Source organism: Undibacterium sp. YM2 (assembly GCF_009937975.1).
GTDB lineage: Bacteria > Pseudomonadota > Gammaproteobacteria > Burkholderiales > Burkholderiaceae_D > Undibacterium.
Genome location: NZ_AP018441.1, coordinates 548,241 through 565,870 on the forward strand (window position 1 = coordinate 548,241; position 17,630 = coordinate 565,870).

At 53.1% G+C, this 17,630-nt stretch carries 16 protein-coding genes; 5 read left to right on the forward strand and 11 right to left on the reverse strand.

Translation table 11 applies throughout. The features are described 5' to 3' along the window. Positions 1 to 141: 141 nt before the first annotated feature. From creC to cdd, 3 genes are all read right to left on the reverse strand, one after another. Entirely contained in the window at positions 142 to 1,581 is a 1,440-nt protein-coding gene (gene creC, locus UNDYM_RS02620) for a two-component system sensor histidine kinase CreC (RefSeq protein WP_162039638.1), read from the reverse strand. Next, positions 1,578 to 2,300 carry a two-component system response regulator CreB gene (gene creB / locus UNDYM_RS02625; RefSeq protein ID WP_162039639.1) on the reverse strand — a complete coding sequence of 241 codons (723 nt, stop codon included), beginning with the start codon at positions 2,298 to 2,300 and terminating at the stop codon, positions 1,578 to 1,580. The genes creC and creB overlap by 4 nt, the downstream gene beginning before the upstream one ends. An 84-nt stretch (positions 2,301 to 2,384) precedes the next feature. Beyond that, complete coding sequence (gene cdd / locus UNDYM_RS02630) at positions 2,385 to 2,786, reverse strand: cytidine deaminase (RefSeq protein WP_162039640.1); 402 nt, start codon at positions 2,784 to 2,786, stop codon at positions 2,385 to 2,387. Positions 2,787 to 2,828: 42 nt separating this feature from the next. Between cdd and UNDYM_RS02635 the strand changes: the two genes are divergently transcribed. After that, positions 2,829 to 4,310 carry a diguanylate cyclase gene (locus UNDYM_RS02635; RefSeq protein WP_162039641.1) on the forward strand — a complete coding sequence of 494 codons (1,482 nt, stop codon included), beginning with the start codon at positions 2,829 to 2,831 and terminating at the stop codon, positions 4,308 to 4,310. Between the two features lie 134 nt (positions 4,311 to 4,444). Beyond that, positions 4,445 to 5,119, forward strand: a complete 675-nt coding sequence (locus tag UNDYM_RS02640; RefSeq protein WP_162039642.1) for a hypothetical protein — start codon at positions 4,445 to 4,447, stop codon at positions 5,117 to 5,119. Between the two features lie 458 nt (positions 5,120 to 5,577). Here the strand turns inward: UNDYM_RS02640 and UNDYM_RS02645 are convergent, their stop codons facing one another. The 7 genes from UNDYM_RS02645 to rbsK form a co-directional block, all read right to left on the reverse strand. Beyond that, positions 5,578 to 6,420 carry an isopenicillin N synthase family oxygenase gene (locus UNDYM_RS02645; RefSeq protein WP_162039643.1) on the reverse strand — a complete coding sequence of 281 codons (843 nt, stop codon included), beginning with the start codon at positions 6,418 to 6,420 and terminating at the stop codon, positions 5,578 to 5,580. A gap of 10 nt (positions 6,421 to 6,430) precedes the next feature. Beyond that, positions 6,431 to 7,429: a nucleoside hydrolase gene (locus UNDYM_RS02650; RefSeq protein ID WP_162039644.1), complete on the reverse strand. Its 999-nt coding sequence runs from the start codon at positions 7,427 to 7,429 to the stop codon at positions 6,431 to 6,433. 272 nt (positions 7,430 to 7,701) lie between these two features. Next, positions 7,702 to 8,673, reverse strand: a complete 972-nt coding sequence (locus UNDYM_RS02655; RefSeq protein ID WP_162039645.1) for an ABC transporter permease — start codon at positions 8,671 to 8,673, stop codon at positions 7,702 to 7,704. After that, positions 8,670 to 9,752 carry an ABC transporter permease gene (locus UNDYM_RS02660; RefSeq protein WP_162039646.1) on the reverse strand — a complete coding sequence of 361 codons (1,083 nt, stop codon included), beginning with the start codon at positions 9,750 to 9,752 and terminating at the stop codon, positions 8,670 to 8,672. The genes UNDYM_RS02655 and UNDYM_RS02660 overlap by 4 nt, the downstream gene beginning before the upstream one ends. A gap of 87 nt (positions 9,753 to 9,839) precedes the next feature. After that, positions 9,840 to 11,369, reverse strand: a complete 1,530-nt coding sequence (locus tag UNDYM_RS02665) for an ABC transporter ATP-binding protein (protein ID WP_162039647.1) — start codon at positions 11,367 to 11,369, stop codon at positions 9,840 to 9,842. A gap of 125 nt (positions 11,370 to 11,494) precedes the next feature. Beyond that, entirely contained in the window at positions 11,495 to 12,499 is a 1,005-nt protein-coding gene (locus UNDYM_RS02670) for a BMP family protein (protein ID WP_162039648.1), read from the reverse strand. A 304-nt stretch (positions 12,500 to 12,803) separates the two neighbouring features. Beyond that, positions 12,804 to 13,733 (reverse strand): ribokinase, encoded by a 930-nt coding sequence (gene rbsK, locus UNDYM_RS02675; RefSeq protein WP_162039649.1) that lies wholly within the window; start codon positions 13,731 to 13,733, stop codon positions 12,804 to 12,806. A 698-nt stretch (positions 13,734 to 14,431) separates the two neighbouring features. Between rbsK and UNDYM_RS02680 the strand changes: the two genes are divergently transcribed. The 3 genes from UNDYM_RS02680 (at position 14,432) to UNDYM_RS02690 (ending at position 16,295) form a co-directional block, all read left to right on the forward strand. Further along, positions 14,432 to 15,193, forward strand: a complete 762-nt coding sequence (locus tag UNDYM_RS02680; protein ID WP_162039650.1) for a hypothetical protein — start codon at positions 14,432 to 14,434, stop codon at positions 15,191 to 15,193. 51 nt (positions 15,194 to 15,244) lie between these two features. Further along, positions 15,245 to 15,955 carry an aspartate/glutamate racemase family protein gene (locus tag UNDYM_RS02685; RefSeq protein WP_162039651.1) on the forward strand — a complete coding sequence of 237 codons (711 nt, stop codon included), beginning with the start codon at positions 15,245 to 15,247 and terminating at the stop codon, positions 15,953 to 15,955. Between the two features lie 112 nt (positions 15,956 to 16,067). Next, positions 16,068 to 16,295: a hypothetical protein gene (locus UNDYM_RS02690; protein WP_162039652.1), complete on the forward strand. Its 228-nt coding sequence runs from the start codon at positions 16,068 to 16,070 to the stop codon at positions 16,293 to 16,295. Positions 16,296 to 16,324: 29 nt separating this feature from the next. On the opposite strand, the gene UNDYM_RS02695 is transcribed toward UNDYM_RS02690, so the two are convergent. Next, positions 16,325 to 17,605 carry a hypothetical protein gene (locus tag UNDYM_RS02695; protein ID WP_162039653.1) on the reverse strand — a complete coding sequence of 427 codons (1,281 nt, stop codon included), beginning with the start codon at positions 17,603 to 17,605 and terminating at the stop codon, positions 16,325 to 16,327. Between the last annotated feature and the right edge of the window lie 25 nt (positions 17,606 to 17,630).

Consider the following 17,630-nt stretch of genomic DNA (forward strand, 5'->3'; position numbering starts at 1 on the left):
CCTCGCTAGGCTACGCCTCATCAGATTCGTAGGTTGGGTTACGCCTTACCAGCCCAACACTGGGCCTGAACAAACGTACACATTATTTAAACGCAGAGTGTTGGGCTGGTGAAGCGTAGCCCAACCTACGTTATACGGTATTTACACTCCCAAGCACAAGATAGCCTGCACCCCACTACCACCCTGATTGCTCACGCTGATACTCCCGCCATGCAACAACGCCACTTCCCGCACAAATGGTAAACCCAGGCCCGTGCTTTTAGCCGCATGTGGGCGGGGCAGGGAATAGAAGCGGTCAAAGATTTTATCGAGGGCGTAGTCAGGTATGCCTGGTCCCTGGTCGCTGATGCTGATTTGCAGGGATGGCGCACCGTCTGTATTGTTGACCAGGCTGGATTGCATTTTGATCGTGCTGCCCGCTGGAGCAAAGGCAATCGCATTGTCGAGCAGATTGCCCAGCGCCTGGCGCAACAATAATTCATCACCATTGATGCTGGTGATGGCGGTGTCTATATCCTGTTGCAATTGCAGGGACTTGGCTGATAATCCGGGTTGTACATCTTCAGTCACCAGTGCCAGCAGGCGCGGGATGTTGACGGCTTGCACGTGGTCCAGGCTCTGCTGTTTTTCCAGTTTAATCAGCGCCAGCAATTTGTCGATGAGCTGCCGCTGGCGGGAATTTTGTTCGAGGATGTTGTTCAGGAAATGCTGTCTGTCAGCGACGGGCATGTCTTCGCGCATGAGTTCGGCAGAGCCTTGTATCGAAGCGATGGGGCTTTTTAATTCATGCGCCATGGTGTGCATGAGTTGTTCTACATATTGCTTGCCTTCGAGTTTGTCGCGCATGGCTTCAAGGGCGCGGCCCAGGCTGCCGATTTCATTATTACCGAGTTCAGGCAGGCTGGTTTTCTCACCGTTTTCTACGCTGCTGGCATAGGTTTGCAGTTTGCGCAAAGTGCGGTTCAGCCACCATGAAAACCCGAGACCTATCAACAGAGAGCCCAGCCACAGCCAGGCACTGCGCTGCAGTATCTTGCGCTGGCTGCGCCAGATAAACGGGTTGATGGTGGAAATGGGTTTGGCCACCGTCAGCGAGCCTATGATGCGGCCATGATCAAGAATGGGGGCAGCAACGTGCATGACGCTGCTGCCTTCATCGGCGGCCTTGCTGCGGGTGCTGCGCGCACCGTATTTGCCTTGCAGGGTGCGGTTGACATCATTCCACAGCGAGTAATCCTGACCCACGTCTTTGCCATCGCTGTCAAAGATGACGATGCCTTTGATGTCGGTGATATAGATGCGATAGTCCAGACTGGTCTTGCGTATGCCGCTGATGTTGGCGTCGATGCTGCGTTGCGCATAGTTTTGCAGGCGCTTCATCAAGTCACTGTCAGCGACCTTGCCTGCTGCCACATCGTCGGCTACCAGGGTGGCCAGCATTTGGGCGGTGTCGATGAGGGTATCTTCCAGCGTGGCGCGCACGCCGGGTTTGATTTCTTCGACCACGACATTCAGGATCAGCCAGGCACTCAGGCCCAGTATCAGGAAATAACCCAGCAGTATGCGCAGGCCTATTTTCATGCAGGTGACCAGCTATAACCCATGCCGCGGTGGGTGATGATGCCTTCATCATTTGCTTCGCCATCATCTGCCGTGCCTGTATTGTTAAGCCGGGTTTGGCGCAGTTTGGCTCGCAGGCATTTGACGTGGGCATCGACGGTGCGCTCCAGCGTGTCGGGCGCGTTGGTCCAGACGATGTCCATGAGTTGCGCGCGTGAAAACAGATGGCCGGGGCTTTCCATCAGCGTCTTGAGCAACAGGTATTCATAACGCGTCAGACTCAATGTCTGGCCATAAGCGGTGATGCGGGCTTCTTGCGGCTTCAATTCAAAACGTGCTGGCGTTATATCTGCTGCGGTTTGCACCTTGCCTTGCTGACGCCGCAAAATCGCGCGTATGCGGGCTACCACTTCGCGTGGTGAAAAGGGTTTGCTGACATAATCGTCAGCACCGATTTCCAGGCCGACGATGCGGTCTATCTCATCATTGCGTGCGGTCAAGAACAGCACGGGTGTATCCGAGAACTGGCGCAACTGGCGGCAGACATCAAAACCACTGATGTCGGGCAAGCCGATGTCGAGCACGATCAGTGCAGGTGGCGTGGCCGTTGTGCGCAAGAGTTCCAGCGCTTGCTGGCCCAGGCTCAGGTGTTGCGGGATAAAGCCGTCAGTCTTCAAGGCGTAGGCCAGGGTGTCGGCGATGCTGACTTCATCTTCGATGATCAGTATGGATTTGCTCATGCAGGAGATGATAGAGATGTTGAAGACAGAGATGCTGAAAATCCCGCACAGCGATGTTGGCATGCCATGCGGGATGGTGAAAGCTTATTCCGGTTTCAGGTAAAACGCATCCGGCAACTGATCACCCGCTGTGGTGGTCTTGACATCACCTTTGAGATTCGTCAACAGCACAGGCAGTTCTGGCCCACCCAGTTCGATGATGACCTGGCGGCAGGCACCGCAAGGGGCGATAGGGCCCTCGGTATCACCTGTTACAGCAATGGCAGCAAAGTCGCCAGGGCGGTAGCCGGCAGCAATGGCAGAAAACAGGGCAGTGCGTTCTGCACAGTTGCACAAACCATAAGAGGCATTTTCTACATTACAGCCATGGAAAGTCTTGCCATCCTTGGTCAAAACGGCAGCGCCGACCTTGAATTTGGAATAAGGCGCATAAGCGGATTCACGGGCTGTATTGGCAGCTTGCAATAGTTCACTTTTGTTAAACATGTTCGTCTTTCGTTGGTATAGGCGACATTGTATTATCAAAACATGTCAAATATGGTGAATCAGCTTAAATCCTCCGCTTCCGGCCATATCGGGCAGGGTGGGCAAACTCAGTCTGGCTTCAGGCAAAAATTGCAGGAAATAGCATGGTTGATCTTCGCCGCTGGCCTCTACTATCTGGCGGCTCGCACCGGCATGCAATTGTTTGCCTTAAAACCCAGCAATATCACCCTGCTGTGGCTGGCGTCTGGCATAGGCATGGTGATGGCCATGCGTCATGGCTTGCTGGCTTTTCCCTTCATTCTGGCAGCCAGTTTTTTTGCAAATTATCCCGGCATGGTCGAGGGGCACAGGTCTTCTCCCGCCCTCTACACGCTGATCTCTGCCATGGCTGACGGCCTGGCTGGCGTGGTTGCCATGCTCATGATGCGTCTGTCCTTGCCCCAGGGTTTGCGCAAATCCACTGATTTGTTGCATTTCGGCATCAAGGTCTGTCTGATGCCCACGGTACTGAGCAGTCTTGTCATCAGCCTCAATCTGGCCGTCGGTGGCTATATACACTGGGACGAGGCCGGTAATTTCTTCCGCATGCTGGTGCTGGCGGATAGCCTGGGTATTTTGCTGATTTATCCACTTTACCAGGCATGGCATGACAGTCGTGAGTTACGCAGCGGTGAGGTACAAAGACTGGTGCTGACCAGCCTGGGCATAGGTGTGTTGCTGTACCTGGCATTCCGTGGTCATCCTGGCTTTATCTATTTCGTTTTACCTGTGCTGCTGCTACTGGCTTTTTATATAGACCTGAACTTGATGACGCTGGCCCTGACCGCCAGCATGGTCGCCATTATCGCCATCACCGGACAACAGCTGGGCCCCTTCCAGAGCACCAATCTGGTTGAAGCGAATTTCATGCTGGTGTGTTTTGTCTGCACCACCACGTTCACCATCCTTGCCGTGGCCCTGCATAATCGCCAGTTGTTGACGATAGAAATCGCAAGGCAGGAGTGGCAAAAAGCCGCCGAGGTCGATGTGCTGACCAAGCTGATCAACCGTGCGGCTTTCCTGCCCATGCTGGCAGAAGAACACCAGCGTGCCAAGCGGCTGGGGCGTGGCTATGCCCTGGCCTTGCTCGATATTGATCATTTCAAGAAAGTGAATGACCAGTTTGGCCACCAGGCCGGGGACGACGTGCTTGCCCACTTTGCCAGCCTGATGCAGGCAAATACCCGCGGTATAGACAAGGCCGCGCGTCTTGGTGGGGATGAATTTGCCGTCTTGTTCCCTGAGTCAGATGCCATGGATGCGGCGGCTGCCATGGAAAGGCTGCGGCAGCGTCTGGAAAAGAACCCCGTGAATGTTGGAGGCATCGATATTTTTGTGACCAGCAGCATAGGTATAACTGAATACCGCGGCGGTGACATCACCCCCGACATGGTACGCACCCGTGCAGACCAGTTGCTGTATGCCGCCAAGCATGCGGGTCGTAACCGCATCATGTTTGATGCGGTCACCGATGAGGCAGCCTGAGTCGCTTAGTGACAGATTGCTTGATATTGTACCAAGCAAGAATAATGATCTTCTTTTATCATTGTAATTTCTCCATTCTTGGTACATAACGAAAGCAGGGGGAGCATCTCCTGCCTTTTCCTGGGAGCAAGACCATGAGCATAGGAATTTCATCCAAAGATATCTACGTGCGTGCCTATCAGACCGCGCAGACCAAGACGCCCAAGGCTGGCGATAAAGAGGCCGAAGATAAAGAGATCAAGCTAACCGCCGAACAAAGCAGCAAGGTCAGTCTGGACAGTAGCAATGCCACGGACAACACGGCAGACAATGCCGTTGTCTATGCGAATCCCAAGCTCAACAAGACCGCTGCGCCCGACCTGCAAGCCCTGCTCGAAGAATCCGACCGCAAGGCCCAGGAAATCGTCAACCTGATCAAACCCTTGGTCGAGCAGCAAGGCCTTGATATCGCCAAGGTTGCCAGTGGCCAGCAAAAAATCTCCGCCAGCCCCGAGGCAATCAAGGCAGCGCAGGCGGCAGTGGCTGAAGGAGGTGAGTTCAGTGTACAAAAAACTGCCGAACGCATACTCAGTTTCGCCAAGGCGGCCATCGGTGACGACCCGGCCAAGCTCGATAAAGTTGCTGCTGCAGTTGAACGGGGTTTCAAAGAAGCATCAGATATCCTTGGCGGCAGCCTGCCCGACATCAGCAAGCAAACCCTGGACACCATACGCACAGAATTTGCACGCTGGAAAACGGACGGCATACCCAGTGGTGATACGGTAAGCCTGGCCAAACCAGCGACAACATCGACTCAGAAAGCTGCCTGAGCTGAATCTTGGTATATCTGGCAGGGACGCCATGCGCATCGTTGTATTGGAGCCATTCATTCGTTCAGGAAAAAGGCGGTGCGCATGGCGCACCCTGCAAAATTCTGCAGTCTCGGGGATGTTCAGAACATATCAAATGCAATGTTGCCCCTGGATTACGTATACAAAAATTAAACGCGAATCCTTAAACCCGTCATGCCGGACTTGATCCGGCATCCAGTGGCGTTGTTGGCATACTCATGCTTCTGTTCGCAGGCGATACGGCTAACGACACTGGATGCCAGATCGAGTCTGGCATGACGATTGGGAGGCTAATTGCTGACGGTGTATATTGCCGTGCATGGTGCAGCACGTCGGAGAAGATCAAAGGATATAACAAGATTAAAAAAGCCCGCAACAGTTTCCTGTTACGGGCCCCTCACTTGCAGATGATCTTGCAAAACCGAACTACAAAATCCTTACTTCTTCACACCCAGTTCACGCAAACGTTCTTGCAGATAACTGCCAGAAGTATGACGTTCTGACAGCACGACGTCTGGACGTGGATGCAGGAACAGGGGCAGCGAGATGCGGGACTTTTTCGCTTCTTCACCGGTAGGGTTCAGTACGCGGTGGATAGTCGACGGATAGTAGCCTGCAGAAGCTTCATCCAGCATGTCGCCAATGTTCACGATCAGCATGCCAAAGTCACAGGGCACGTCATGCCATGCGTCGTCCTTGCCTTGTACCTGCAAACCGGCCTGGGTTGCTGCAGGCAGCAAGGTCAGCAGGTTGATGTCGCCATGGGCAGCGGCGCGTACTGCATCCGGTTCTTCATCGCCACGCAGAGGTGGGTAATGCAAAACGCGCAGCAGGGTCAGGTCGCTGTCGGTGATCATGTCTGACAGGGGCATGGAATACTTGGCCTTGACCTCAGCAGGGGAGTGGTCTTCTACCCATTGCAACAACTCTGCTGCCAGCTTGGCACCATCGTCATAATACTTGCGTGCAGCATCCGACACTTCAGACGGATAACGGCCTGTAGGATAGATATGATAAAACTCTTTCAGGTCACGCTTGGTCTGACCCTTGGCAGTCTCGGAAATGCTGGGTGAAAAATAGCCATCCATTTTCTCGCGGTCAAAGTCATACTTGTTCTTCGCATCGGTCTGAAAGAAGTCATACCATTCCTTGTAGATGGTTTCCAGCGTGCTTTGCGACAGCGGATGATTGGTCAATACACCAAAGCCGGTGCGGTGCAGGCTTTCAGTGAATTTTTTCGCGGCATCGGGTGCGCGATAATCAACTGGTTCTATGAACATGATGGCCTCCTTATTTCGACAATGGAGCTTGCAACCAGTCAGAAGACAGTGTTGCATCGATCAGTTGCTTACATGCCTCTGCATCGACCTTCATGCAAACGCGAGTCTCAGGTTTGCTGGCTTCCCAACCAGGTTGTGGATAAGGGATAGGCAGTTTTGCCATCATGGTCTGGCCATTGCCTATACCTTCTTTGGCGACGCGTACGCGGCCAGAGTTGGTCTCGAAAATCTGTGGTGCCACCAACCAGACAAATGCCAGTACATCATGGCCATAGCAGGCATGACCCAGGTCTGGGCGTATGCTTTGGTAGAAGTTGGCGTAGAAGTTGACGGCGTGCGACAGGGTATCCATCGCCACGTGCTTGTGTTTTTCTGCCAGAGCGGCAAAGAAAGTCGAAGGCAAGACCACGCGGTGAGTCACGTCCAGACCAACCATGGTCAAATCCCAGCCTGCCGTGAAGACCAGGTCAGCTGCATCAGGATCATTCCAGACATTGGCTTCTGCCACTGGCGAGACATTGCCTGGTTCATCAACGGTACCTGCCATCAGCACGACCTGCTTCAACAGTTTTGGCAGTTGTGGTTCCATCTTCAGGGCCAAACCCAGGTTACCCAGTGGGCCAACCGCAACCAGGGTGATTTCACCCGGATGCTGGCGTGCCATCTTGACGATGAATTCAGCGGCGCTTTCTACTTCTGCCTTGCCACCGACTTCAATACGGCTGTTCAGGTTACCCAAACCGTCAGCACCGTGGATGAAGTCAGGCGGCGTACCGGCAGCTTTGGCAAAAGGTACGGGCACACCCTGGGCGACAGGGATATTGCGGCCAGCAATGCGCGTCAGGTACAAGGCATTGATGGTCGCCTGTTCAACATAGACATTACCGAAGGTCGTGGTAATGCCGACCATCTCGATATCAGGATGGGCCAGCGCAAAATACAAGGCCATTGCATCATCGACGCCTGGATCCGTATCAAAGATGACTTTATGTTTTGCTGTTGTTGACATGTGTATGCTCTCCAAAATTACACCGGCTGGCCATTGGGCAGAACCCAGTCGCGATGTGAATTGTTGCAGTTGACCCGGTTCAAGGAGGTCGAAATTATGTTATGTCGAAGTCTCGTAAGACCAAAAAGATCACCACAGAGACACGGAGACACAGAGGTAGCACTGAGAAAAGCGAGGCAAGAAACCGCATCTCGTTGCTCTTCACTCGCCTTTCTCTGTGCCCCTCTGTGCTCCCTCTGTGTCTCTGTGTTGACAGGTCTTAATTCAATAAATCAACGTGACTTCACAAACGGCTGACCTATCGCTTTCGGGGCGACGGATTTTGCCATCAAGCCTGCCAGAACGATCACGGTCACGACGTAAGGTATCATTTGTATCAGAGAGCCCGGTACCTTGCCTATGCCAGGGAAGACCACGCCTTCTATCTGGACTTGCAGGGCGGCGAAGAAACCGAACATCAGACAGCCCAGTGCTGTGTGCAGCGGACGCCAGTTACCGAATACCAGCGCAGTCAAAGCCAGGTAACCATTACCGGCAGACATGTCACGCAGGAAGAAGCCACTTTGTACGATGGACAGATAAGCACCAGAGAAAGAGCACAGCACACCGGCACACAGCATGGCCATGAAACGGGTGCGTTCTACATTAATGCCAGCGGCATCTGCTGCATGCGGGTTTTCACCAACGGCACGCAGACGCAGGCCAAAGCGGGTGTGGTACAAGACCCAGTGTACGACAGGGATCAGCGCAAAGGCCAGATACACCAGTGCGCTATGCCCACCAATGAGCTTGGTATAAAACCAGCCCAGGAATGGGATGCCGGCGACAGCGGCTGAACCTGGCAAGACTATATCAAACAGGCGTGCTTCACCCAGGTCAGGCGTGCGGCCACCTTGCTGGAAGAAATACTGGGCGATCACAAAGGTCAAACCACTGAGGGCGATATTGAGGGCAATACCGGCAACGAGCTGGTTACCCTTTTGCGTGATGCTGACAAAGCCTTGCAGCAGGGCGATGGCGACAGAAATACCGACACCCGCCATGATGCCCAGCCAGGGGTTCTTGGTTACAAAAGCCACGGCGGCAGAGACAAAGGCGGCGGCCAGCATCTTGCCTTCGAGTGCCAGATCAACCACACCGCTGCGTTCTGCAAACAGGCCAGCCATGGCAGCAAACATCAATACCGGCGCATTGCGTATGGTCGATACCAGGATGCTGGAAAATTGAAAATCATCAAACATCATTTTTCCTTACGCTTGAGCAGGGCAGACAGGGCAGGGGCATACAGGTTTTCCATGGCACCGCAGAACAGGATGATCAAACCCTGGATAAAGATAAAGGTCTCTGGCGGGATATTGGCTTTTTCCAGCGACAGATCAAAACCACCCTGTATCAGCGCACCAAACAGGATGGATGACAGCAGGATACCCACAGGGTGCTGACGCCCCATCAGGGCAATTGCGATACCGATAAAACCGGCACCAGCAGGGAAGTTCAGATTCAGGTAGTGGGTAGATCCCATGACAGAATTGACCGCCGCCAGACCAGCCAGCGCACCGGAGATCATCATCGTCACGATAATCGTTTTGCTGATGGAGATACCGGCGTAATGCGCCGCATGCTGGTTCAGGCCGGTCGCGCGCAACTGGTAACCCCAGGTGGTGCGCCAGACGACAACGCCATAAATCACCAGCGCCACCAGTGCCAGTACAAAGCTGATGTTCAAAGGTGTTTCACCCAGCACAGGCAAGATGCCATTCAGCTTGGGCAACCACGACGCATCGGCAAACACGCGGCTGGCAGTATTTTGCTGGCCTGCCGGGATGAGGAAGCTGACAATCACATAATTCATCAAGCTGGCAGCGATGAAGTTGAACATGATGGTGGTCACCACCACGTGGCTGCCACGCCTGGCTTGCAGATAACCCGGCAGATACGCCCACGCCGCACCAAAGACTGCAGCACCCAGCATCGCCAGGGGAATCAGCAGCCAGCCCGGCAGGGACGAATCCAGCCACAGCAAGACCAGGGTTAGGCCCAGACCGCCGACATACATCTGGCCTTCGCTACCTATATTGAATAAACCGGCCTGCATGGCCACCGACACCGACAAGCCAGTGAAGATAAAGGTTGCTGCATAAAACAGGGTGTAACCCAGGCCTTCAGGGTTCAGCACTGCTGCGTTGATCAAAATGCCCAGGGATTCAACCGGGCTTTCACCGAGCAGATAAATCACACCCGCCGCGACCAGTAAGGCGGAGAACAGGTTTAACAGCGGCAGGGCAAATGCGGTGGCCCAGCGTGGGAGGTCGGCTTGATTCATCTTGGTTTGGTCGCTTGTCTGTGCTTATCTGTATTTGCTTTGTTTCTTATTGTGCCTGCTAGGGCTCAAACTAATTTGTCGCCTGCATCAATGCGTATGTATGCCGCCCATGAGGCAGCCTATCTCGGTCGCATCAAATTCTTCGGCTTTCAATTCACCCGTGATGGCGCCACCAGAGATGACCAGGATACGGTCAGCCAGGGCACGCACTTCTTCCAGTTCTACCGATACCAGCAAAATCGCAATGCCAGCATCACGCATCGCCAGCAGGCGGGTATGCAGGCTTTCTATCGTGCCGATGTCGACGCCACGGGTAGGCTGGCCGACGAGCATCAGTTTGGGATTGGCTGCAATCTCGCGCGCCATCACCACTTTTTGCTGGTTACCGCCAGACAGCAGGGCGATACGCAAATGCGGGTCAGCTGGGCGCACATCAAACTTGGCCAGCAAGTCTGTGCAATTCTTCAAAATGCTCTTGTAATCCAGCAAACCAAAGGTCTTGCCCAGTTTTTTCTGGTAACCCAGGAAGCTGTTCATCATGACCGAGAAATTTTTGACAACGGCATCACGCAAACGGTCTTCCGGCACATGGGCAATGCCCAGGTCGCGGAAAGTCGCGGGCAAGCCATCGGCATCCTTGCGGCCGGCAAAGGGCAAGTCCTTGCCCTGCATTTGCAGCTTGCCACTGGTGGGCAGGCGCATGCCGCTTAAAATTTCCAGCAATTCACTCTGGCCATTGCCAGAGACACCGGCAATCGCGACGATCTCACCGGCGCGGATATTGAAACTGACATTCTTCAACAGGCTGACTTTTTGCGAGTTCACCAGGTTCAGGTCCTTGACCTCCAGCACCGTCTCGCCCGGCGCATAGGCAGCACGTGGCAAGTGGGTGACGATAGGGCGGCCCACCATCATCTCGGCCATTTGCGCCGTCGTGGTGTCTTTGGTCGCGACTGAGCCGATGACAGCGCCACCGCGCATGACGGTGACCTGGTCGGTAATCTCTTGTATCTCTTGCAGCTTATGGGTGATCAGGATGATGGTTTTGCCCTGTTCCTTGAACAGGCGCAACACTTCAAACAATGAAGCTGTCTCTTGCACTGTCAGCACGGCAGTCGGTTCATCAAGGATGAGGATATTGGCGCTGCGGTAAATCTGCTTGAGGATTTCCACCCTTTGCTGCACGCCGACGGACAAGTCCTGTATCGTCGCCAGCGGATCTACATCGAGGGAATAGCGCTGGCAAATTTCGCGCAGTTTGGCTTCTACCTCATGGCGCTTGGGTTTCAGGCGAAAGCCGCCTTCGGTACCCAGCATGACATTGTCAAGCACCGTCATGTTCTCGACCAGCATGAAATGCTGGTGCACCATGCCTATGCCCAGGTTGATCGCTTCCTGGCTGTTGCGTATGTGCTGTTCTGCGCCATTGATGAGCAGCTTGCCGCTGTCGGCGCGGTAATAGCCATACAGTATGCTCATCAGCGTGGACTTGCCTGCGCCGTTTTCACCAATCACACCGTGGATGGAACCCGGCGCAATGGAAAAGCTCACATCACGGTTGGCCTGTACTGCACCAAAACGTTTGGAGATCTGCTGAAATTCGACTGCTGGCTGCATACTTGAGCGTTTCTTTAAATGGCGGTGTGCAAGGTCTTAAACATCAATCAGGGCGCATCGTATCCATCTCAGACACTCGCGCCCCTTGTCTACAAATAACAAATCTGGTCAATGACTACCCGGTATCAGACCGGGCACTTATTGCCTTCACGGAAATCAACCACCTTGACCTTGCCGTTGATGATGTCCTGCTTGGCCGCGTTGACACGTTTTTCCATATCAGCGCTGACGACGCTGCGGTTATCCTTGTCCAGTGCCCAATCGACGCCACCTTCTTTCAGTCCCTTGAACTGGGTACCGCTTTTCCAGTTACCATTTTTCAACTGCATGAAACTGTCATAGATGGCCTGATCCACGCGCTTGACCATGGACGTCAGCATGCTGCCCGGGTGCATGTAGTTCTGGTTGGAATCAACACCAATACCGAGCTTGCCTTTTTCTTTTACCGCTTGCAAAGTACCCATGCCACTACCACCGGCTGCTGCAAAAATCACATCAACGCCGCGTTCAAACTGCGCGCGTGCCAGCTCGCCACCCTTGGCCGGGTCATTCCAGGCTGCTGTCGTGGTGCCGACCATGTTCTGTACCACTTCTATCTTGGCTTCAGTCGCTTTTGCACCTTGCGCATAGCCGCAGGCAAAATTGCGTATCAACGGGATATCCATGCCGCCTACAAAGCCTACCTTTTTGGATTTGCTGGCAATCGCTGCTGCCACGCCCACCAGGTAAGAACCTTCCTGTTCCTTGAACAGGACGGAGCTGACGTTATCGCCCGTGGCAATACCGTCTATCAGCACAAACTTGGTTTTTGGGAATTCCTTGGCAATATTTTGTACCGCAGTTGCCTGGCCAAAGCCGATGGCCGCGATCAGATCCACATTTTTGCGTGCCAGGTTACGCAAGACTTGCTCAGTCTGGGTGTCGCTGGCGACTTGCACTTCCAGATAAGGGATTTTGGTCTCTTTCTTGAAACGCTCAGCACCTTCGGATGCAGACTGGTTGAAGGACTTGTCAAACTTGCCGCCTGCGTCATAGATCACTGCAAATTTAAGGTCTGCCGCATAAGCACTGGCCGCGCCACCGACAGCCATTAGGGTCGCCAGGGACAGGCAGATTTGCTTGAGTTTCATGAAATTTCCTTCATCAGATGTCGTTGTGCTGTTGTGCTCACGAAGAGCATGCAGCGCCCAAATTAAAAACCATGTCTTCTGCTGCCACAGCCTGGGCTTTATAAAAAATCAAGCCAGTCTTGAAAGCCAGTGCAAGCCTAACATGGTGCAGACATTTCGTTTCAGCCACGCGGGCGAAATTTTATCAAAAACAGTGTTCGAGCTGGTGGCCGGGCATGATTTGCTGCCGCTGCCCAATTTTGGTGCCGTTTTTGGCGGCGACCTGGTCGTACCTCTTAATTTTTTTAGCCTCTCAGCTTACTTATCAAGCAGCTTTCCTGACCGCCATGAAGTCCAGCACTTGCTGGCGCTGCGGTATGGATGTCTGTGCACCCAGCTTGGTGACAGTCAGTGCCGCTGTATATTGCGCTTCACGGCTGGCATCGATCACACTCAGGCCATTTGCCAGGCCAACCGCAAAGGCACCGACAAAGGTGTCGCCAGCAGCAGTGGTATCTACCACATCGACCTTGACTGCCGGGATGAACTGGCTGCCTGTGCTTTCAGTGATCAGGGCACCATGCTCACCCATGGTCAGCAAGACTGTGCCCGTACCACGTTGCAAGATTTGTTCCGAGGCTGCTTTGGCGCTGGCCTGATCGACAACCGTTACACCACTCAATTGCGAAGCTTCAGTTTCATTCAGGATCAGGTAATCGACCTGGGCCAGCAAGGCGTCGCTCAGGTCTTGTGCCGGGGCCGGGTTCAAAATCACTTTAACACCCTGGGCGCGGGCGATTTCTATCGCGCGGGTAACAGTAGGAAGTGGGGTTTCGAGCTGGCAAACCAGCAATTGCGCACCGGCGATGGTGGCAGTGGCTGCCTCAACCTGGGCCGGGGTCAGTGTTGCATTGGCGCCTGCCGCCAGGACGATGCTATTGTCACCGCCATCTTCTACCAGAATGCCTGCGACGCCTGTAGCAACACCCGCTACCCGTGCCAGGTGGCTCAGGTCTATACCTTCGGCAGCCAGGCAATCATGCGAAAAACTGCCAAAACCATCATCGCCTACTGCGCCGATAAAACTGACCTGGGCGCCCTGGCGGGCAGCAGCCACGGCCTGGTTGGCCCCTTTGCCACCGGGAATCTGACAAAATTCGTGACCATGCAGGGTTTCGCCCAGTGCCGGCATGCGCGGCGTGCGAAAAACCAGATCCATATTGACGCTGCCGACTACAGTGATGCGTGGCTTCATGATGCTTGTTCTCGGTAAAAAGTTGTCGCGCAATCGTTTGCGCAATCGATTTCGTATTTAACTATGGAGCCTGTTTAACGTCAAGCGCAATCTGATTTTTTGGTCAAAATTTGTGCAAAATCGCGGCGGGCAGGCAACCATTTTATGAATATTGTTTTCAGTCTGTTTTGCTGGCATCTTCAGCGTAGGAATTTGTTGCATTGCATCAGACCATCGCGCAATGAAAAATATCATTATTGCCAGAGAATTTCATCTAATTTGCCAGCGCGGGCTGATTGTGGGGCTGTCCTTTATGCTTGTCAAATAAAGCATGGGATTTTGGTTCGCTTGGCCTATGCATGAAAATGCAAGCATTCCCTGCTTTGGCAAGTTTTTCTGACGTACTTGTTCAAAAACCATGTCGGCATCAGCCCGCTAGACTATAGACAGCAAATGCAATTGTCTCAGGTCCAACCATTGCTGGCGCAAGCCAAGCGCTCCATGGAGCAAATTGCCGACATCGCCCTTTTTTAGCTCGGCTCACGACATGCGCCGTGTCTGGTTAAAACATAAGAGCGTGCCTTTACGGGCGTGAAATTTTTTATTGGGTTGTATGCGTAGACACCGGTTTCTTTGTAATTTGCATGATGCAGTCTCAAATGGTAGCAAGATAAATGAGCACTTGCTCCAAGATATAATTGCCTAATTTTAAATTTTAAATGTATGTTGATACTGCTTTTATAAGGAAGTTGCGACTTAAAAAAATGCCAAAACCAATAGGATTTCGCGATGTCCGTTTCGTCAGTGCCCCGGAGCCTACTTTATTTGAGGCAAGAACAACGGATGACAGGCCGGTTTATGTTCACTGTCGTAGTAACTGGCTTACCGTAGAAATTGGTGAACGGGGTGACTCAGGTGATGCCCTGCCTGGTCTCGGCTTTGAAGTTTATGAAGAGCAAATAAGCGCTAGCGATATGTGGGGTGACGAGCGTGACTGGGGCTTTGTGCTTGAGTGCCTGAGCAAGGTGGATTTGCTGGAACGTCTTGAATTGGCTAAACAAAAAGAGATGGAATATCTGGCGCATTGGCGCGAATGCTACCAATCAATCAATAAATTGCAATTACCCGCAGTTACGTTGTGGACATTGGCGTTGTCTGCACCCGTCTGGCGTGAGCGAGGAGGAAGTCGTATTGGGCAATTGGACTTTGATTCCGGGATGGCGGAATATTGCCAGAATGGTGTTTTTGCCTATGTCTTCAAGGAACTGAAAACACAACTCTTTCAAATAGTGGTGACGGTCAGTGTAGAACATGTCGATCAATGGCGAGCTGCTGATTTGGTTATGGAGGCGAGCAAAGCTTTTGGCGGTGCCTTATATGGTGTGACCGGTGGTAGTTACTCTGCGCGCATGACCGGATGTGCGCATGGTGAGGAAAAAGAGGCTTTTCAACTGATTGCCTCCAAATTGCAAGAAATTTAGTTCTTATTCTAAAATCATCGCATCAACTCATTGAAAGTATCGCCGGTAGCTATGAAAATCGTAACCTGCCAATCACTGCACATAGGCATAGTAGGCTGTTCCGCCGCAGGGGCGGCGCTTTGTTACCGTACCATCTGCGAAGAAGGGGCGGCCTTGATGGGCCCGCATGCCCTTCCGGAAGTCAGCATGCATACACCTTCTCTGGCCTTGTACGTGGAATGTCTTGAGCGAGATGACAGGCAAGGCGTGGCTGATCTGATGCTGGCTTCGGCACGCAAACTGGCCGGGGCAGGGGCGGATTTTTTGATATGTCCTGACAATACGATACACCTGGCCTTTGATCTGGTGCAGGCGGCTTCGCCTTTGCCGTGGTTGCACATTGCTGAAGAAGTCGCCGCTACTGCGGTGCAGCGCGGCTATCGCCGGGTAGGTATTACAGGAACAGACTGGCTCATGGGCAGTGAAGTTTATCCTGCCGTCTTGCGCAACAAGGGCCTGGATTTTGTCTTGCCAAATGCAAAAGACCGGGCGCGTTTGAACGGCATCATCATGGATGAACTGGTGTGTGGCATCATCAAGCCAGAGAGTGTGGGAGAATTTCTCAATATCATAGACAGACTCAAAGACGCTGGCTGCGATGCGGTGATACTGGGTTGCACAGAATTGCCATTGATCGTTAATGACGACAATTCCAACCTGCCCACTTTGGACTCCACCCGCCTGCTGGCGCGGGCAGCTTTGCGAAGAGCAATTGCCAGATGAGTGGGACACAAGATGCTGAGCGCCGCGACTGCTCAGCCAGCGTGACAGGTTTCAGCTACAGTTTGCCTGGCACTGTTAAAATCGCATTTCCACGACATGCATCAACAACATCATGAGCAGCAACGCAGACAACAAATTTTTAACTTTATGCCGCGCGGCGTATAAGCGCCAGGGTATGCGCATACTGTGCGCGGCTGGCCTGATCGCTGCTGCGGCGTCTTACCGCAGCAAGCAGTTTGATGTGGAGATCATGCTCAAGCTGCTGCTGGTGAGTGTGGGATTTTTTCTGGTGGCGGTGCTGATTGAGTGGCAGCGGGAAAAATTTGGGGGCAAAAAATAGTCTGCAATCGCTGAGCCAAGGGCTAAGGTTCAGGTCGGCACAGGACGGCGCAATGCTGGTTCTGCCAGGGCAACCAGACGACTGGAGCGGGTATCGTCGCCCATCAGCAATCCGCCACTATCTTGTTTATTGATCGGCGCTGGTTTGGCAGCCACAAGTTGAGGTGAGTCAGGCGTAGTGCCTGCTCCCTTGCCGGGATTCGCATCCGATAATTTGTCGCGCAAGATGTTGATGGGGGATGCTGGTTTGCTTTCCCCGTCTTTAGGCTGCTCTGGCTCGTTCTCTCGCATATTGACCGGACTTGGTGGTTTGCCCCTGACGGCTTTGGCATTCGTGGTGATATAGATGTCTTCGGGCTTGCCGGTATTGGGCGCAATGCCTGTGATTTTGTAGTGCTGTTTGTGGGTCTGCTCGTCTATATAAGCCTCGGATTTGACTTTGCTATAACCCTTTCTTTGAGCGAGCGCGATTAAACCACCTTCTACATTCTCCGCGCCCTTATGCTCCATCGCTTTTGGCGCCGATTTTCCGGTTGAGAAATGCGTCACCCTTAAGGCCGAGTCTGTATCTGCCGTTTTTATATGTTGACTTGCTTCGCCGCTGGCTTCATTGATCGCATTTTCCGTACGCGCGTTGCCTGCCTTGATCTCTTTGTAACCAGGCAGGTGAGTTTTTTCTGCCAGCTTGTCGGCATCAGACAGGTCCAGCGTTCCTTTCTGGTTGAGCTCCTTTGGCAAGCTCACATGCGCGCCCATTTTGTTGAGAACGTCCGTGGCATTGTGGCCCGCGACTGTCGCTTTGGTTTTTACTTCGTAGTCGAGAATAACACCTCGTTGTGTCAAAGTAGGTTCTGCACTTGCCAGGGTTTCTGCGCCTGTTTCATACTTGCTGCCTTTGCCCAGAATTTTGCCAGCACCTATTTCAGCCTTGTTGATGCGAGCTTGTCCATGCTCATCCACGGTCACATCTACACCGGCATTGACAATGCCTCGACTGCCGGAAATGCTAGAAGTGCGTTCGCCAGTCTCTCCATCCTTGTGGTAGCGGGCTTTGCCTATACTTGCGTCCTGATTTCCCGCAGTATCAATCTTTGCACTGGCACCCGCCGTCTTTAACTCTGCCGAAGCCACACCTGTTTCACGGTTTCTGCTGATCGTGCCAGGGCCTGCCTGTACGGTCACTTGTTCCTTGTCTACGCTGGCGTTGATGCCTCCGTAGCGGAGTTCTGCCGACTTTCCCTTAGCGTCGAGGATGACTTTGCCATTTCCGCTGCTTGCTTCAACTTTGCCGTCTTTGATGTTATCAGTCATATTTTTAATCTGTATTTTTTTTCGG

Excerpts from the sequence above, each read along its gene's own strand:
- UNDYM_RS02650 (WP_162039644.1), bottom strand. The coding sequence starts at position 7,429 with ATGTCAACAACAGCAAAACATAAAGTCATCTTTGATACGGATCCAGGC.
- UNDYM_RS02655 (WP_162039645.1), bottom strand. The coding sequence starts at position 8,673 with ATGATGTTTGATGATTTTCAATTTTCCAGCATCCTGGTATCGACCATA.
- UNDYM_RS02670 (WP_162039648.1), bottom strand. The coding sequence starts at position 12,499 with ATGAAACTCAAGCAAATCTGCCTGTCCCTGGCGACCCTAATGGCTGTC.
- cdd (WP_162039640.1), bottom strand. The coding sequence starts at position 2,786 with ATGTTTAACAAAAGTGAACTATTGCAAGCTGCCAATACAGCCCGTGAA.
- UNDYM_RS02685 (WP_162039651.1), top strand. The coding sequence starts at position 15,245 with ATGAAAATCGTAACCTGCCAATCACTGCACATAGGCATAGTAGGCTGT.
- UNDYM_RS02665 (WP_162039647.1), bottom strand. The coding sequence starts at position 11,369 with ATGCAGCCAGCAGTCGAATTTCAGCAGATCTCCAAACGTTTTGGTGCA.
- UNDYM_RS02660 (WP_162039646.1), bottom strand. The coding sequence starts at position 9,752 with ATGAATCAAGCCGACCTCCCACGCTGGGCCACCGCATTTGCCCTGCCG.
- UNDYM_RS02695 (WP_162039653.1), bottom strand. The coding sequence starts at position 17,605 with ATGACTGATAACATCAAAGACGGCAAAGTTGAAGCAAGCAGCGGAAAT.
- UNDYM_RS02635 (WP_162039641.1), top strand. The coding sequence starts at position 2,829 with ATGTCAAATATGGTGAATCAGCTTAAATCCTCCGCTTCCGGCCATATC.
- UNDYM_RS02645 (WP_162039643.1), bottom strand. The coding sequence starts at position 6,420 with ATGTTCATAGAACCAGTTGATTATCGCGCACCCGATGCCGCGAAAAAA.
- UNDYM_RS02640 (WP_162039642.1), top strand. The coding sequence starts at position 4,445 with ATGAGCATAGGAATTTCATCCAAAGATATCTACGTGCGTGCCTATCAG.
- creB (WP_162039639.1), bottom strand. The coding sequence starts at position 2,300 with ATGAGCAAATCCATACTGATCATCGAAGATGAAGTCAGCATCGCCGAC.
- UNDYM_RS02680 (WP_162039650.1), top strand. The coding sequence starts at position 14,432 with ATGTATGTTGATACTGCTTTTATAAGGAAGTTGCGACTTAAAAAAATG.
- UNDYM_RS02690 (WP_162039652.1), top strand. The coding sequence starts at position 16,068 with ATGAGCAGCAACGCAGACAACAAATTTTTAACTTTATGCCGCGCGGCG.
- creC (WP_162039638.1), bottom strand. The coding sequence starts at position 1,581 with ATGAAAATAGGCCTGCGCATACTGCTGGGTTATTTCCTGATACTGGGC.
- rbsK (WP_162039649.1), bottom strand. The coding sequence starts at position 13,733 with ATGAAGCCACGCATCACTGTAGTCGGCAGCGTCAATATGGATCTGGTT.